We start from the raw sequence: 15,402 nt of genomic DNA on the forward strand, positions 1-15,402 counted from the left end.
GGGGATTGGTGGGGGCGGGCGTGGGTGCGGGTGCGTGGGTGGGGGGAGCCTGGTGCGGTGGCTGGGGCTGCTGGTCGGACTGCGGTGATCCGTCCGGAGCCTGAGCCGGGGGTGCGGAAGGCGTGGGGGGCGTGGGGGGCGTCGAGGGTCCGGAGGCGGGCTGACCCATGGGCGCGCCCTGCCCCGCAGGCGCCGCACCGGCCGTGCCGGGTGTGCCGGGTGTGCCGGGTGTGCCGGGTGTGCCGGGTGTGCCGGGTGTGCCGGGTGTGCCGGCCGCCGTACCGCCACCGGCCATGCCCGCGGTGGGCGCTCCTCCCGCGGGCGCGCCCGAAGCCCGTACGGCGGCACGGGCCGCGGCGGGTCCGCCGCCCGGCGGTACGGGTGCGGCGGCTCCCCCATGGGCGTCGGGGCCGGGCACGTATCCCATCGCGGGCATGCCACCGCCCGCCGAGAAGTTGACGCCCCGCTCCAGCCGGTCGATCCGGGCCAGCAGGGAGCGCTCGTCCCCGTACGCCGCCGGGAGCAGCACGCGCGCGCAGATGAGTTCGAGCTGGAGGCGCGGGGAGGTGGCTCCGCGCATCTCGGTCAGCCCCTCGTTGACGAGGTCGGCGGCGCGGCTCAGTTCGGCCGCGCCGAAGGTGCCGGCCTGGGCCTGCATGCGCTCCAGGACGTCGGCGGGGGCGTCGATGAGCCCCTTGTCGATGGCGTCCGGCACCGCGGCCAGGATCACCAGGTCCCGCAGCCGCTCCAGCAGGTCGGCGACGAACCGCCGGGGGTCGTTGCCTCCCTCGATGATCCGGTCCACGACCTCGAAGGCGGCGGCCCCGTCACCGGTCGCGAAGGCCTCCACGACGGAGTCGAGCAGCGAGCCGTCGGTGTACCCGAGCAGGGAGGTGGCCATGGCATACGTCACACCTTCCTCCCGCGCCCCGGCGAGCAGCTGGTCCATGACGGACATGGAGTCACGCACGGACCCCGCACCCGCGCGCACGACCAGCGGCAGAACGCCCTCCTCGACGGGGATGTTCTCGCGTCCGCAGACGTCGCCGAGGTAGTCGCGCAGGGTGCCGGGCGGCACCAGCCGGAAGGGATAGTGGTGCGTCCGCGACCGGATGGTCCCGATGACCTTCTCGGGCTCGGTCGTGGCGAAGATGAACTTCAGATGCTCGGGCGGCTCCTCGACGACCTTCAGCAGCGCGTTGAAGCCGGCCGACGTGACCATGTGGGCCTCGTCGATGATGTAGATCTTGTAGCGGCTGCCGGCGGGCCCGAAGAAGGCCTTTTCGCGCAGCTCACGGGCGTCGTCCACACCACCGTGCGAAGCGGCGTCGATCTCGATGACGTCGATCGACCCCGGGCCGTTCCGAGCGAGGTCCTGGCACGACTGGCACTCCCCGCACGGGGTCGGCGTGGGCCCCTGCTCGCAGTTCAGGCATCGCGCGAGAATCCGCGCACTGGTCGTCTTGCCGCATCCGCGCGGCCCGCTGAACAGGTACGCGTGATTGACCCGGTTGTTCCGCAGCGCCTGCTGCAGCGGGTCAGTTACATGCTCCTGCCCGATGACCTCGGCGAACGACTCCGGGCGATAGCGGCGGTACAGCGCAAGAGACGACACGCATACGAGGTTATAGGCGCCCACTGACAACGCGGACCGCCTGGAGGCCGTGAGGGCCACCGGACGAAACCTGGCCGTGACGGGGGGCGGCCGGGTCGGGCTGGGCCCCGGCACCGGTCGGTGATCGGGTTGGCCTCCCGGCATCGTCCGGGCCGTCGGCGGCCTTGATGGAAACCCGGGGAACACAAGACCCCCCACGCACCCGCCAGAGCCGACCTACCCTTGCTGCCTTCCGGCCCTGGGGGAGTTCAGTCAGATAGCGCCGCGTGAGGGGCTGAGCCCCAGCCTACCTGATCGCCGGGGGCCCGAACGAGTTCGCTAGCACCCTCCAGCGTCATGTAATGTTTCCGGCGGAGGATTCGCCTAGAGGCCTAGGGCGCACGCTTGGAAAGCGTGTTGGGGGCAACCCCTCACGAGTTCGAATCTCGTATCCTCCGCCAGTGCCTCACCGGGCACGATGTCGAAGGGCCCCACCGTTCGCGGTGGGGCCCTTCGACGTTCTCGGTTGCAGTTTTGGTTGCAGTTACGCGAACCGGACGGACAAACATCTCGGCGAACCCGGCCGGACGGGCGCGACCGAACGGGGCCGGCGAAGCCCGGGCCGATCATGGACTGTCCGGCAGAAGGCTGTGATGTCCCTGCCGATCGGAGGGTGCTACCCCGCCGTGTGGCTGGAGCTGCCGCTCGTCGGGCCGCCGGGGCTCTGCATGGCTTTAGGGTCGAGTCGGCATGGGCCTTACGGCATGAACGAAGGTGAGGCGGAGCGCGTGATCCGGGTAGTGGTGGTGGACGACGAGGCGCTGGTCCGCTCGGGCTTCGAACTCATTCTGGGCGCCTCGGAGGACATCGAGGTCGTCGCGACCGCGAGAGGCGGCGACGCCGTCGAGACCGTCCGCCGGGAGCGGCCCGACGTGGTGCTGCTGGACATCCGAATGCCGGACGTCGACGGGCTCACCGTCCTGCGCGAGCTGCGGACGATGCCCAACCCGCCGGCGGTGGCGATGCTGACCACGTTCGACGCCGACGAGTACATCCTGACCGCGCTGCACTCCGGCGCGGCCGGGTTCCTGCTCAAGGACACCGAACCGGACCAGCTCGCCCAGCTCGTGCGCACCCTGGCCGCGGGCGGCGTGGTGCTCTCCCCCAAGGCATCCCGGACCCTGCTGCACGGCCACCCCGGCATCGAGGCGGCAGTCGACGAGGAGGCGGCCCGCGTCGGGCTGCTCACCGCCCGCGAGCGTGACGTGCTCGTCCTGGTGGCGGAGGGCCTGTCGAACGCCGACGTCGGGGCCCGCATCCACCTGGGTGCCGGCACGGTCAAGGACCACGTCAGCGCCATCCTGACCAAACTGCGGGTGACCAGCCGGGTGCAGGCCGCGCTACTGGCGCAGCGGGCCGGGCTGCTCGACGAAGGCCCGCGGTCGAGGGCCGGGCGATGAATCGCGCCCGTGCCCTGTGGGAGCGGGTGCCCGCGCCGGTCGTCGACCTCGTCCTGGTGGCGGCAGCGGCCGTGGACGTGTGGTTGAACCTGTGGGACGACACACGCCTCGGTGTCGCGCTGGCCACGCTCGGCTGCGCCGCGTTGGCCTTCCGGCGCCGGTTCCCGCTCGGCGTGTTCCTGCTCACCCTGCCCATCGCGCTGACGCAGCCCGTCGCCGTCGCTCCGCTCGCGGCGCTGTTCACGCTGGCCGAACGCTCCCGCAACCGCCCTCTCCTCGCGGGGTGCGTCGCCCTGACCGCCGTCGCGAACAGCACTCCGTGGCCCCTGGCCAGCCTCACCGAGGTCGGCCGGACCATGACGCTGGTCACTTTCGTGTACAGCCTGGCGACCGCCGCCGCACCGGTCCTCATTGCACAACTTCTCCAGACGCATCGGGACTTGGCTCAGCGGCTTGTCGAGATCGAGGAGGCCAGGGAACACGAGCGGGCACTGCACGCCCAGGCCGTGCTCGCCCGCGAACGCACCCAACTGGCCCGCGAGATGCACGATGTGGTCTCCCACCAGGTCAGCCTGATCGCCGTACGGGCCGGAGCCCTGCAGGTCGCCACCAAGGACGCGGACGCCAAGGAGGCTGCCCGCACGATCCGTTCGCTGAGCGTGACCACGCTCGACGAACTGCGCACCATGGTCACGCTGCTGCGCGCCTCCGGCGGCCACACCACCGAGCTGACGCCTCAGCCCACCCTGGCCGACCTGCGAAAACTGGTGGAATCAAGCGGTACTCACGTGGAGTTGTCAGGTGAGCTGCCGCCCGCCGTGGGCACACCGGCCCAACGGGCCTTCTACCGTACGGTCCAGGAGGCGCTGACCAACGTCCGCAAGCACGCCCCCGGCGCCACCGCTTGCGTGGAGCTGTGGCAGGACGGCGACGACGTCGGGGTGACCGTCACCAACACCCCGCCCACGCGTCCCTCCCTCTCCCTGCCCGGTTCGCAGCAAGGATTGGTCGGTCTGCGGGAACGGGCCGAGATCCTGCACGGCACCCTGGAGTCGGGCCCGACCGCGGAGGGCGGCTACCGGGTACGGCTGCGGATTCCCCTCAGCGCGGACTGACCGACCCCTCATGCTGTTCGGTCGTACCCTTCCCGGCGGCCCCTTCATGAGGGTGCTGCGTCCTCGGCCATGGGCGAGGGCCGAGGGGACACCAGGATCACGGTGTCCGTCGTCGGGGCGGATGCGGTGTTCACAAGATTCCTTTCTTCTGCGGTCTGCCGGGCTCTTCTGCGGTCTGCCCGGCGCTGCTTCAGCGGTCCGGCACACCAGGGCGTGAGCAGGTGTCGGCTCAGTGGCCGAATACGGCTGTCCTCGCGGCGACGGCGTGCACCAACGCTTCGGAGACCTCAGGACGCACGACGAACAGGACGAAGGCGCCCGCCGCCAGCGTCAGGCCGAGGAACTCCAGGAACTCGCCCCTGCCAGGGACGGCGTCACGGCCCGGTACGCCGGCCGATGATCCGAGGAAGTCCTCGGTCTCCTTGTGTCGTGCACGGTGGGTCATGCCTCCAGCCTGGAAGCCCGGCTGCCTCGCCCCCACCCGGCAACTGTCGGGTCCACCCCCGCCGGTCGGCGGGGGCGTCACCGGAGCCTGCCGGATGGTCCCTACCAGGACGTCATCGCCGGCGACCTGCCCACCGAGACCATCGACGTCCTCGCCGTCACCCGTGCTCGGGCAGGATCCGCAGCTCAGGCTCGCCCTCGTGCTCGGGCGCAGGAGTTCATGGCCGAGCGCGCCGGGTCGAACACCGTGCGCGTGGAGGCGGCCCACGCCGTGTCCATCTCGCAGCCCGACGCGGTGGCCGACCCGATCACCGAGGCGGTCAAGCCACCCGCTGACCCTCCCTCCCGCGACTTCCAGGGCGGCCAGGCCGCGGTGACGTGGTCCCGCCGAAGGCACCCACCGCTTTTCGTGATCATGTCACCAGCCTGTGACAGCGTCGTCCTGGAACGAAGGCGTCGGGATCCCCTCGGGTCGCGGTCCCCTCATAGTGATCGAGCAGCACCGGGGAGCCGAAACCGCTTCGGCCTCAACCGACCGATCACCAGGGGGATTTCATGTCCGGCAACCGTCGTAGCCGTCGCAAGGCCTTCCTCGTCTCCGCAGTCATCGTGGGCGGCGCCATGCTGATGAGCGCGTGCCAGGGCACGGACGAGCCCACGGACAAGGGCACGGCCGCAGGCGACTCGCAGGGTTCCGCGTCCGCCACTCCGGCCGGAGGCGCCGGCACCTCGTCCGGCTCGTCGTCCGGGAAGGGGGGCGGAAAGGGCAGTGGAGAGGGCTCCGGTGCGGCCGGCAAGGGGACCGAGGACGGGGGCGGCTCCGGGGTCGACACCGGGAACGGGCAGCGGGAGGCCGTTGGGCAGGTCTGTGGTGCCAACGACATTTCCTGGAGCACCAAGTCCATGACGCAGGGCGGGGGATACATCCTCGTCATTGCCAAGGCCAAAGCGGGGATCACCTGTTACCTGCCCGCCGCTCTGCCGACCGTGGCGTTCGGGTCCGACGGCACTCAGGCGGGTCCTGCCGAGCAGGCCGTCGGTGAGCAGGTCAAGCTGAGTGGGGGCACCACCGCCTACGCCGGGGTGAATCCGAAGACCACCAAGGAAGATGGCGGCAAGGAGCTCGACAGCATCATCGTCGGTGTCGGTGACAACGACCCCGACCCGGTTTCCCTGCCGGTCGGCACCATCACGGTCGAGGACCCGATCGTCACCAACTGGCACACCGTCGCGACGGATGCCGTTCCCCTCGGCTGAAGGTTGCGAGCAGTGAAACCGTGGCCCCGCCTCTCGGTAGAGCGGGGCCACACCCGTCACGGCGCTGGTTCGTACGTCACCGTCGTGCCGGCACACGCCTCCGCGAGCTGGGTGAGGGTTTCCCGTTCGGAGGCGTCCGCCGTGAGGCCCCAGCGGAGTTTCGTCGCCGTCCACTCGGAGATGTAGCGGCACATGACGCCCGACGCCGACGGCAGCCACTCGGCGGGGTCCTGGTCGGACTTGCTGCGGTTCGACGCCGCGGAGACCGCGATGAGGGACGTCACGGCGTCGAGGTCGTTGGCGTACGACTCGCGTCGGGTCGCCGTCCACTGGGAGGCGCCGGAGTCCCAGGCCTCGGCCAGCGGGACCATGTGGTCGACGTCCAGGGCGGAGGCGGAGGTGACCCATCTGGCGTCGTAGTACGACCACCAGCGGCCTCCGGAGAGCTTGCAGCCGGGGAGGATCTGCGGGAGGTCGACCGCTTCGTCGAGGAGCACCTCGGCCCGGGTGTTGCAGCCGTCGGTGGGGCGCCGGCCCGCGTTCCAGTGCTTGAAGCTCGTGCGCTGGTAGCCGGCCCGGGCCTCCGCGGCGAGCGGGAGGGCCTGGACCGCGGCCGTCAGCGGGAGGGTGTACGCGGCGGCACGGTCTTGGGCGCTGGCCGGTGTGGGTGCCGTGAGCGGCACGACCAGGAGGGCGGCCGCGAGGGCGGCTCGTCTGAGGTTCTTGATCACGCATCGCAGGGTTGACCGCGCATACCTCGTTCGAGCGAATCGACTCGAACTAGCGAGCCAAATGGACGCCTTGGTTCACCGGACAGGTGCGCTATTGATCACCCGATAGAGGTCTCGCAACAAAGGGCCCCGACCGGTTTCGGTCGGGGCCCTGCTCAGACGGCCAACTCGGGTTGCGGTTCCTGTTCGCGGACCGCGGTCGCCTTCGGTTCCCACTGCTTTGCGGTGCGCATGTAGGCGACGATCACTGACGCCATCGCCAGGACGAGGAGCGGGCCGGACACCCACGGGTACTTCGCCATCTCCAGCGGCAGGAAGCGGTAGGACAGCAAGAGCGCGGCGAAGATCGTCGCGCCGTATGCGACCAGCTTGGTTCCCTTGTGGTCCCAGCCGTGCGCATGGGTGCGCATCGCCGCTTCGACCGTCACGACGAACACCACGCCGGCCACGAGGTCCACGCCGTAGTGGTAGCCGAAGCCCAGCGTCGCGCCCAGCGTGGCCATCAGCCAGAACGTGCCTGCGAAGCGCACGATGCGGGGGCCCTTGCGGGAGTGGATGAAGATCGCGGTGGCCCAGGCCGTGTGGAGGCTGGGCATGCAGTTGCGCGGGGTGATCTCGTCGAACGGCATGTACTGCGGGGCCATCAGCTGGGGTGCCGTCTCCGGCCAGATGTCGGCCGTCGCCCACTGGGCGCCGTCGGGGCCGTAGGCGAAGATCGGGCCGACCACCGGGAAGAGCATGTAGATGCCCGGGCCTAGGAGGCCGATCATCAGGAAGGTGCGGACCAGGTGGTGGCTCGGGAAGCGGCGTTCGGTGGCGACGTTGCGCAGCTGGTAGAGCGAGATGATGACCGCGAACACGGCGAGTTGGACGTAGACGTAGTCGAGGACGTGGGCACCGACCGTGCCACTGGCCCTGACGAGTCGGCCCACCAGCCACGACGGCATGCCCAGGGCGTGGTCGGCCGTTGCCACGTACTGGTCCAGCACCATGGGGCGGGTCTTCGCCGTGATCAGCAGCCAGGCGTCGCCCGTCTTGCGGCCGGCGACCAGGAGGAGGGCCATCCCTACGCCCTTCAGCAGCAGGACGCGTTCTCTGCCGGTGCGGCGGGTGACGGCCATGACCGCACATCCGAGTACGACCCACAGCGCGCCGTTGCCGAAGGGGTGGCCCTCGGTCACCTTGATGTCGAGTGCCCATCGCAGCACCAGGAAGGTGACGTCTATGCCTATCGCGGTGGCGGCCGCCATGGCTCGTTGACGCCAGGTGAGGACCACCATCATCAAGGCCATGCTGGCGTAGAGCAGGAAGCCGGACTTCGGAGGGAATATCACCTCTCGCGCTTGGGTGGTGATCGGCCCCGGCAGTCCGTAGCGACGTGCGGCGATCTCCAGGGCTATGAGGAAACCGAGGGTCACCACCGCCGCCGCGGCCCACAGCATCGTCCGTGGTTGACGCCACGCGGTGGAAGCGGTTCTGCATCTTATTCGCGAAATCAACCGCGATGCTCTAGATATCAACTATCTGGCCGATTTGTAGGTGTTATGGACTTTGTCCCGGGAAGCAGGATTTTCGCTGATCGTTAATCTGTTCGACCGGTTATGTTAGCGGAGCGATACGCGCGGTTCGGGCCGGTCGGGGATGGCGAGGGGCTTCACACACTGTGTGACGCGACTCCATGGCCTGTGAGTTGACTGAGTACGTCGGCTCGTTGCGTGGCCGCCGTCGTCGGGTTCGGTAAATCGGCGCTCGCCATGCCCAGGCGGTCCACCAGCTTCTCGATGACCGAGTTCTCCGTGACGGAGCGGTCGGGCAGCAGCGGGAGCTCGTAGTCGCGCCGCCATGTGCGCTGGATGGCACGGTCGTTCTTACAGCGGACCTCGCGCAGGGTCTCCAGGTCGAAACGTTCCGCGTCCTGCCAGACCGGCAGTGACGGGGAACCTTCCGCGGCCAGGGCCTCGAAGGTGGAGCCCGCCAGGAGTGAGTGGTTGGGGTACTCGGGCCCGAGTCCTGAGATCAGGAGAACGTTCATGCTGGTTTCCCCCATGCGATGAGTGTAAGGACCAACCAGTACTACGGTGCGCCTGCGCAGAGTTGGGCAGAAGCGAAAAGGGGCAAAACAACGGCAACCGCATTCCCGGGATATTTAACGTTCACCAAAAGGGAACCGGGGTATTCCGCCGGCTGGCTTCGGAACGCCGTGTCCTGAGTACGCGTACTCAGATCTCGTCCGCGCAACCACCCATACGTGCCGCCGGACCGGGTGGCAGACTCGCCCCATGGCCCCCTCAACTTCCGCACGTCGCAGGTCACTTGCCGGTGCCGGTCTCGTGCTGGCCGCCGCCCTGACCCTCACCGCCTGTGGTCAGGAGCGCGCGGTGGACACGGCGGCCGGGGGTGGGGCCGGGGACGGAGCCACGACCAGCGCTTCGACCCAGGCTTCGGCGGGCGCTTCGACCAGTGCCTCGGACGGTGCTACGGCCAGTGCCTCGGACGGTGCTACGGCCAGTGCGTCGCCCACCGCCCCGGGCGCCTCCCCGTACGTGGAGCCGGGAGCCGGTGACGGTGCCCCGCACTACAACGAGAACAACGCCTATCGGCAGAGCGGCGAGATGTCTCCCGAGCACGCGAAGGACGCCGAGCGGGAGGCCGAGCGGGTCCGGCCGGTGCTCAAGCGGCTCTGGGAGCAGGGGAAGTGGGACCCCTCGGCGGTGCGTGCGGCTCTGCTGCGGCTCGGGTACGAGGAGGAGCGCGTCACGAAGGACGGCAAGCTGCTCGGGGGGACGCTCACCGTGCGGGAGATGTACCCGCGGTACCGGGACGGCGATTACGTCACGCCCGAGGGAGCGATGGTCGGCCTGCGTGTGCACAAGGACGCCTGTGTCACGGCGTTCGTGCAGAAGTCCAACTTCGGCGTCCAGGCCAACGGGCCGTACCTGGAGACCGGCTGCTTCGAGCCGCCCGTCGGCCACTGAGCTGGCGGTCACCGCTCCGGGAGCACGCCGACCTCCGCGAGAACGGCCTGTGCCTGTTGCCTCATGAGGGCCGCTCCCGCCGGGTCCCCGTCGTTCTTCTGGAGGGCGCGGCTGAGGGTCAGCAGGGTGCGGGCCTCGCCGAGGCGGTGGCCGGTGCGGCGGTGGTTGGACAGGGCCTGTCGGCCCAGTTCCACGGCCTTGGCGTGGGCACCCTCCGACTCCGCCGCCGCGCACAGGGCGGTCAGGGCCTGGCCCTCCACCACCTCGAACGAGTGATCGCGCGCCAGGCCGAGCGCCTCCTCGGCATGGCCGCGGGCCTCGTCGTGGCGACCCAGGTGCTGGTACGCGAGGGAGAGGCCCAGCAGGCTGTCCGCCTCGGTGCGTCGGTGTCTCACCTCGCGGGCCAGGGCGAGGGCCTGGCTGTGCGTCCGGACGGAGCGGTCGACGTGCGCGAGTGCCCGGTGGGCCGAGGCGACCGTGTTGAGGACGGTCGCCTGAATCCAGGGCCGTCCCGAGGCCCTGACCATGGCGAAGGCACGCTCGGCCTGGCGCAGCGCCTCGTCGTGCCGGCCGAGCTCGACATGGATCTTCGCCACCGCGTCCAGCATCATGGCGCGACCGTTGCGGTATTCGCGTCCCTCGTCGGCCGCCACCTGGGGGTTCAGGACGTCAAGTCCGTCCGCCAGACGGCCGAGTTCCCAGTACACCGAGCCCAGAATCTGCAGCGCCAGGCTGTCGTCGAACCAGACGGCGCCTTTGTTGCGGCGGATGACCAGTTCGAGATGGTCGGCGGCCTCGTGCAGCCGGCCCAGGTCCCGGCAGGTCATGCCCAGGATGATCAACCCGAACGTCTCGGCGTAGTCGATCCCGGCTTCACGGTTGAGCCGGAGGCCGACGGTGGCGTGCTCGTACGCGCTGTCGAGGCGGGCCATGCTCCATTCCGTGCCGCCTGCGCCACCGAGCCCCGCCAGCCGGCCCGCCGCCCAACCGAGCTCCCGGCTGATCTCCTGGGTGCGCACGTGATGATGCATGGACTGCCTCATATGCCCTCTGTCCCACCGGACCACTCCGAGGTGATGGTGCATGGCCGCCTGGCCGAACCGGTCGTCCTCGGCCTCGGCCGCGTCCAGCACCGTCTGCGCGACGGCCTGCCACGTGGCTCGCGGCAGGTGCAGCCAGAAGTAGCCGAAGAGCCCCGACACCAGGTACCAGGCGACGGGGCGGGGACCATGGCGGGCCGCGTGGTTGATGACGGCGAGCAGATTCGCCTGCTCCGCCCGCAGCCACTGGGCGGCTGTGGCGACGGACGGCATTCCTTCCCGGTCACCGCGGTCCAGGGTGCGCGGCAACTTCGGGAAGAGTCCGGTCCCCGCCGTGGTGCGAGCGGCGTGCAGGTACCAGAGCAGGAGCCGTTCCAGCGCGGCGTCTCGGTCCGCTGCCGGGTCCTCCGCCCGCGCGCATTCCTGCGCGTACTCACGGAGAAGATCGTGGAACCGGTACCGGCCCGCCGTCGCCGGTTCGATCAGGTGGGCCGCGGCCAGGGCGCCGATCAGGCGACGGGCCTGCTGCACCGGTACGTCCGCGAGGGCCGCCGCCACCTCGACGGTGAACTCCAGGCCGGGGAACAGCCCCAGCAGCCGGAACAGTCGCCGAACCGCCGGGGACAGGACGCCGTACGACGCCGAGAACGCCGTACCCAGCGGAGAGCCGTCGGCGTCGTCCGGCGCCAGGGCCGCCAGGCGGTCGCCCTCGGTCATCTCGGCGACCAGGTCGGACAGGCGCAGGCCCGGGTCACCCGCCAGCCGGGCGGCGGCCAGGCGCAGGGCCAGCGGGAGGCTGCCGCACAGCCGGATCAGGTCGTCGGCCACCGCCGGGGGTTCCGCGGCGAGGCGGTCCGTGCCGACTGCCTCGCTCAGCAGTGCGCGGGCCTCGGCCGGGAGGAGGAGGTCGAGGGACAGGGCGTGTGCCCCGTCGCGGGCCACGAGGTCGCCCAGGCGGTTGCGGCTGGTGACGACGACACAGCAGGACGGGCTGCCCGGCAGCAGCGGGCGTACCTGCTCCGCCGACGCCGCGTTGTCCAGTAGGACGAGCAGTCGCCGGTCGGCCAGCAGGGTGCGGTACACCCGGCCCTGGGCCTCGTCGTTCAGGGGGATCTCCGACGCCGGCAGTCCCAGGCCGCGGAGCAGCAGCTCCAGGGCTTCGCCGGCCTTGAGCGGGGGGCGGTCGTGGTCGAACCCGTGCAGGTTGACGTACAGCTGGCCGTCGGGGAAGCGGGCGCGTACCTGGTGGGCCCAGTGCACCGCCAGCGCGGTCTTGCCGATGCCGGCGGCGCCGCCTATCGCGGAGATGACGACCGTGCTCGGCGAGTCGGCCTGCGCCTCCCCCTGCCCCCGCCCTTGCCCTTGCCCTTGCCTCTGGGACTGGGACTGGGACTGTTCCTCTCGCTGCCCCTCTCCCCGCTCGGGCGGCAACAGCCCATGCAGGCGGGCCAGTTCATCCGTGCGGCCTGCGAAACCGGGGGTGTCGTGGGGCAGTTCGGCCGGGATCGGGGGTGTGCTGTCGGTGTCCGGGACCATGCGCCGGGGCGGGGGTGTCGGGGCGGCTGCCGAGGGGTCGTTGTCGAGGATGAGGTGGTAGAGGGTCTGCAGGTCGGGGGCCGGGTCGACGCCCAGGTCCCCGGCGAGGCGCTTGCGGATGCCGTCGTAGTGGAGGAGGGCCTCGGCCTGCAAGCCGCAGCGGTACAGCGCGGTCAGCAGTTGCCCGGCCATCCGTTCGTCGAGGGGGTGGGCGGCGGCGAGTTCGCGCAGTCGGGGGAGGATCTCCTCGTGGTGGCCCCTGCGCAACTGCACCTCGTGAAGCTGGAGCAGGGTGACGACGCGCTCGCTCTCCAGCCGGTCGCGGGTCGCCTGCGCCCAGGCTCCGGTCAGGCCCGTCAGGGGGGCACCGTGCCACAACTCCTGGGCATTCAGCAGGAGTTCGGCCGTGCGGTCATCGTTGGCGGTCTCCTGTGCGCGGGCCTGCCGGACCAGCTCGCGGAAGCGGTGGAGGTCCACTCGCCCGGGGGGCGTCCGCAGTGTGTAGCCGCCCTGGGCGCGGTCCAGTCGTACGCCTGTCGACGCCGCCGTGTCGGCCTGCCGCAGTGCGGTCTTCAGGCGGCCCACGTAGCCGTAGACCACGTTGCGCACCGAGGCCGGCGGGTCGTCGCCCCAGACCCGGTCGATGAGCGTCTCGATCGGTAAGACGCGGTTGGCCTCCATGAGGAGGACGGCCAGCACGCACCGCTGACGGGGGCGGCCGAGGTCGATCTCGACGCCGTCCGCCCATGCCTGTACCGGCCCCAGCAACCGGAACTCCACCGGCCCGCCCTTCCGTAACGGCCCGCGCCCTGACCGCCCGTGCCTTCAGATCGGCATGGTCCATGGCGCACGACCTGCGCGTACAGGTTTCCTCAACATTCCCTCGGGTCCTCCTCGGAAAGCTGACGGTGTCACAGGGGGCAGGCGCTGCCCTCCTCTCGATCACGATCATCGGAGGGCAGCCCTGAACGTCTCCCGTTCGCCCCGCACCGCGGGCGCCGCCCGGCGCACCGTCCCCTCACCTCGCCCCCACCTCTCCATCACCACCGCCACAGCTCAAACCCGAGTTTTCGCCAACTCCCCATCGGCTGACCGAATCTCGGCGGCAATACGGCCTTCTGTTCGAGCACTGTGTCTGACCTCACAGTCGTCGCTCCGGGCGCGGGCATGGCGCACAGAGCCCGTGGTGAGGGCCGGTGGCGGACGTGCCGCAGGCATACGCGGCGACAGGGCGACCAACCTGGCATTCCGCAACTACCGGCCAGTACCCCTGGTATGGCGCAATCCGCTCGGCCCGAATCTTCTCCCTGCCACCATCAACACCCATCGAAAATCCAGGCGTCCGGACTGCGGCGGGGGGCCGGCCATGGGGCTGCTCGGAAATGAGCTGGCGTTCGCGCACACGCTGACTCCCCAGGAGCACGAGAGCGTCATGGCCCTCGGCAACCGGAAGAGCTACGCGGCCGATGCCCATCTCCTCACGGAGGGTGACCGGTCCAGTCACGTCGTGATCATAATTCGGGGGTGGGTGACCGTGTCCGTGGCGACGGATCGTGGGGCCACCCGGCTGATACTCGGCCTGCGCGGCCCGGGTGAACTGCTCGGTGAGATGGCCGCGTTGGATCCGCATCCGCGCAGCGCCACCGTGCGCGCGCTGGGTCCGATAGAGGCCCAGGTGATATCCGGGGACGCGTTCCGTCGTTTCCTCGCCCTGCATCCCCGGGTCAGCGGTCTGGTGATACGCCAGCTCACCTCCCGGCTCCGCAGCGCCGACCAGGAGCGGTCCGCGCTCGCCTCACTCACCGTGCTCCAGCGGCTGGCCGGCCGGCTCACCGAGCTGTCGGGAATCGACCCCTCCGGCCCCTACGCCCCCTCCGCGGCCGGCCCTTCGAGCGGCCCCGCCGCCCCGGGCCCCGCCTCCTCGGGCCACCCCGCTCAGGGCCACCCCGCCGCACGCGCCGCCGCCTCCGGCCCCGTCGTCCACCTGGCCCAGGACGAGCTGGCCGCCACGATCGGGGCCACCCGCGAAGCCGTTGCCAAGGCACTGCGGCTGCTGCGTGACCAGAACATCGTGCGCACCGGCAACCGGATGGTGGAGATCCTCGACCCCGCGCTGCTCGCCCTCCTCGCGGACGGTCATGAGGAGTAGCCCCAGAAGCAAACCCACGCCCCGCCGTGTGTAAACGGCTACAGACGCCTCCCGTCCCGAGCCCGACCCTGAGGGGACGGACCACCTCCCGCGGACCACCGCCACCGCGCACCGCCGCCCCGGCCGGCCCACCTCCGCGACAGCACCAGCCAATACCTCGGCACCACGAACCATCACTTCGGCACGACAGAACATGCAGGGGGCACGGGTGAACCACGACGCTCTGGAACTCACCGAAGCGCACTACGAGTTGGTGATCAGCGTCGACGCCAGACGTTCCGGCGAGTACGACGACGTCGACAAGCCGCGTATGCGCGCCCGGATCTACCGGGTGCTGGAGACGGCCTTCACGCACGCCAAGGTGGCGCGGGACGCCGTCCACATGGAGGACCGCGGCGACGGCGTGCTGCTGGCGGTCGCGGGACGGATCGCGGTGAGTCGGCTGCTCGGCCTGTGGATGGTCGAGGTGCACGAGAAGCTGCGGGACGAGAACCGTGATCTGGCCGTCCCGCTCGGGCTGCGCATCGGCATGCACGTGGGCCCGGTCCGGCACGACGACCGGGGCATCAGCGGACGGGCCGTGGACCTCGCGTGCCGGCTGGCCGACTCTCCCGTCGCCCGGCAGCTCCTCGACGCCGAGAAGGCCGACCTGGTGCTGGTGACCTCCCAGTCGCTGTACGAGGACGTGGTCAACGGCGGCGGCAAGTTCATCGAGCCCGCGCACTACTCGTCGGCGCGGCTGGAGCTCAAGGAGGGGCCGGTCACCGCCTGGTTCCGGCTGCCCGGACGGCCCGCACCGACGATCCCTGAAAGCGCCGCACCGGCTTCGGCGGCGGCACCGGCGCCGTCGGCCGCGACCGGTCCGCTGCCTCCCGTCGACGACGACACCGACGGCTACGGCGCCCTCGACGACGAGCTCGACGACAACGACGAGTTCGAGGTCGTCGGGGACGCCATGTCCGGTCATCGGCCAGGTCAGGGCGGGGTTCATTACAACGTCATCGGCGACATGTCCCATAACCACCACAACGAGTACCAGGGGGACGTCCACATCGGCCGGAAGTCCGGCCGCGACGCCGAGAAGGGGAGGGGCTGAGCCCG

The 15,402-nt window shown here is 70.5% G+C and carries 12 protein-coding genes, 1 tRNA gene and 1 other RNA gene; 7 read left to right on the forward strand and 7 right to left on the reverse strand.

Annotation, left to right across the window (positions count from 1 at the left end):
• Together POF73_RS36675 and ffs are read right to left on the reverse strand one after the other, a co-directional pair.
• Positions 1 to 1,615, reverse strand: a 1,615-nt coding sequence (locus tag POF73_RS36675; protein ID WP_272123548.1) for a DNA polymerase III subunit gamma and tau, incomplete at its 3' end; no start/stop codon positions are given.
• A 182-nt stretch (positions 1,616 to 1,797) separates the two neighbouring features.
• Positions 1,798 to 1,894, reverse strand: an RNA gene (gene ffs / locus POF73_RS36680) — signal recognition particle sRNA small type.
• Positions 1,895 to 1,967: 73 nt separating this feature from the next.
• On the opposite strand from ffs, the gene POF73_RS36685 reads away from it, so the two are divergent.
• From POF73_RS36685 to POF73_RS36695, 3 genes are all read left to right on the forward strand, one after another.
• A tRNA-Ser gene (locus POF73_RS36685) sits at positions 1,968 to 2,055 on the forward strand.
• A gap of 303 nt (positions 2,056 to 2,358) precedes the next feature.
• Entirely contained in the window at positions 2,359 to 3,054 is a 696-nt protein-coding gene (locus POF73_RS36690; protein WP_272123549.1) for a response regulator, read from the forward strand.
• The gene (locus POF73_RS36695; RefSeq protein WP_272123550.1) at positions 3,051 to 4,169 is read left to right on the forward strand and encodes a sensor histidine kinase; all 1,119 of its coding nucleotides are present in this window, start codon (positions 3,051 to 3,053) and stop codon (positions 4,167 to 4,169) included. The genes POF73_RS36690 and POF73_RS36695 overlap by 4 nt, the downstream gene beginning before the upstream one ends.
• A gap of 229 nt (positions 4,170 to 4,398) precedes the next feature.
• Here the strand turns inward: POF73_RS36695 and POF73_RS36700 are convergent, their stop codons facing one another.
• Entirely contained in the window at positions 4,399 to 4,614 is a 216-nt protein-coding gene (locus POF73_RS36700) for a hypothetical protein (RefSeq protein WP_272123551.1), read from the reverse strand.
• A 554-nt stretch (positions 4,615 to 5,168) separates the two neighbouring features.
• On the opposite strand from POF73_RS36700, the gene POF73_RS36705 reads away from it, so the two are divergent.
• Positions 5,169 to 5,870 carry a DUF4232 domain-containing protein gene (locus POF73_RS36705; protein WP_272123552.1) on the forward strand — a complete coding sequence of 234 codons (702 nt, stop codon included), beginning with the start codon at positions 5,169 to 5,171 and terminating at the stop codon, positions 5,868 to 5,870.
• Positions 5,871 to 5,926: 56 nt separating this feature from the next.
• Here POF73_RS36705 and POF73_RS36710 read toward each other — a convergent pair whose 3' ends face one another.
• From POF73_RS36710 to POF73_RS36720, 3 genes are all read right to left on the reverse strand, one after another.
• A complete protein-coding gene (locus tag POF73_RS36710; RefSeq protein WP_272123553.1) occupies positions 5,927 to 6,601 on the reverse strand; it encodes an HNH endonuclease family protein in 675 nt (224 codons plus the stop codon).
• A gap of 155 nt (positions 6,602 to 6,756) precedes the next feature.
• On the reverse strand, positions 6,757 to 8,043 hold the full coding sequence (locus POF73_RS36715; protein ID WP_272123554.1) for a DUF5933 domain-containing protein: 1,287 nt from the start codon (positions 8,041 to 8,043) through the stop codon (positions 6,757 to 6,759).
• A gap of 212 nt (positions 8,044 to 8,255) precedes the next feature.
• Positions 8,256 to 8,648, reverse strand: a complete 393-nt coding sequence (locus POF73_RS36720; RefSeq protein ID WP_272123556.1) for a hypothetical protein — start codon at positions 8,646 to 8,648, stop codon at positions 8,256 to 8,258.
• A 232-nt stretch (positions 8,649 to 8,880) separates the two neighbouring features.
• On the opposite strand from POF73_RS36720, the gene POF73_RS36725 reads away from it, so the two are divergent.
• Complete coding sequence (locus POF73_RS36725; RefSeq protein WP_272123557.1) at positions 8,881 to 9,576, forward strand: hypothetical protein; 696 nt, start codon at positions 8,881 to 8,883, stop codon at positions 9,574 to 9,576.
• Between the two features lie 8 nt (positions 9,577 to 9,584).
• On the opposite strand, the gene POF73_RS36730 is transcribed toward POF73_RS36725, so the two are convergent.
• Positions 9,585 to 12,932, reverse strand: a complete 3,348-nt coding sequence (locus POF73_RS36730) for an AfsR/SARP family transcriptional regulator (RefSeq protein ID WP_272123558.1) — start codon at positions 12,930 to 12,932, stop codon at positions 9,585 to 9,587.
• 586 nt (positions 12,933 to 13,518) lie between these two features.
• Here POF73_RS36730 and POF73_RS36735 point away from each other — a divergent pair.
• Complete coding sequence (locus POF73_RS36735) at positions 13,519 to 14,301, forward strand: Crp/Fnr family transcriptional regulator (protein ID WP_272123559.1); 783 nt, start codon at positions 13,519 to 13,521, stop codon at positions 14,299 to 14,301.
• Between the two features lie 208 nt (positions 14,302 to 14,509).
• Positions 14,510 to 15,397: a hypothetical protein gene (locus POF73_RS36740; protein WP_272123560.1), complete on the forward strand. Its 888-nt coding sequence runs from the start codon at positions 14,510 to 14,512 to the stop codon at positions 15,395 to 15,397.
• Positions 15,398 to 15,402: the final 5 nt, after the last annotated feature.

Source organism: Streptomyces sp. HD, from assembly GCF_028369295.1.
Lineage (GTDB): Bacteria > Actinomycetota > Actinomycetes > Streptomycetales > Streptomycetaceae > Streptomyces.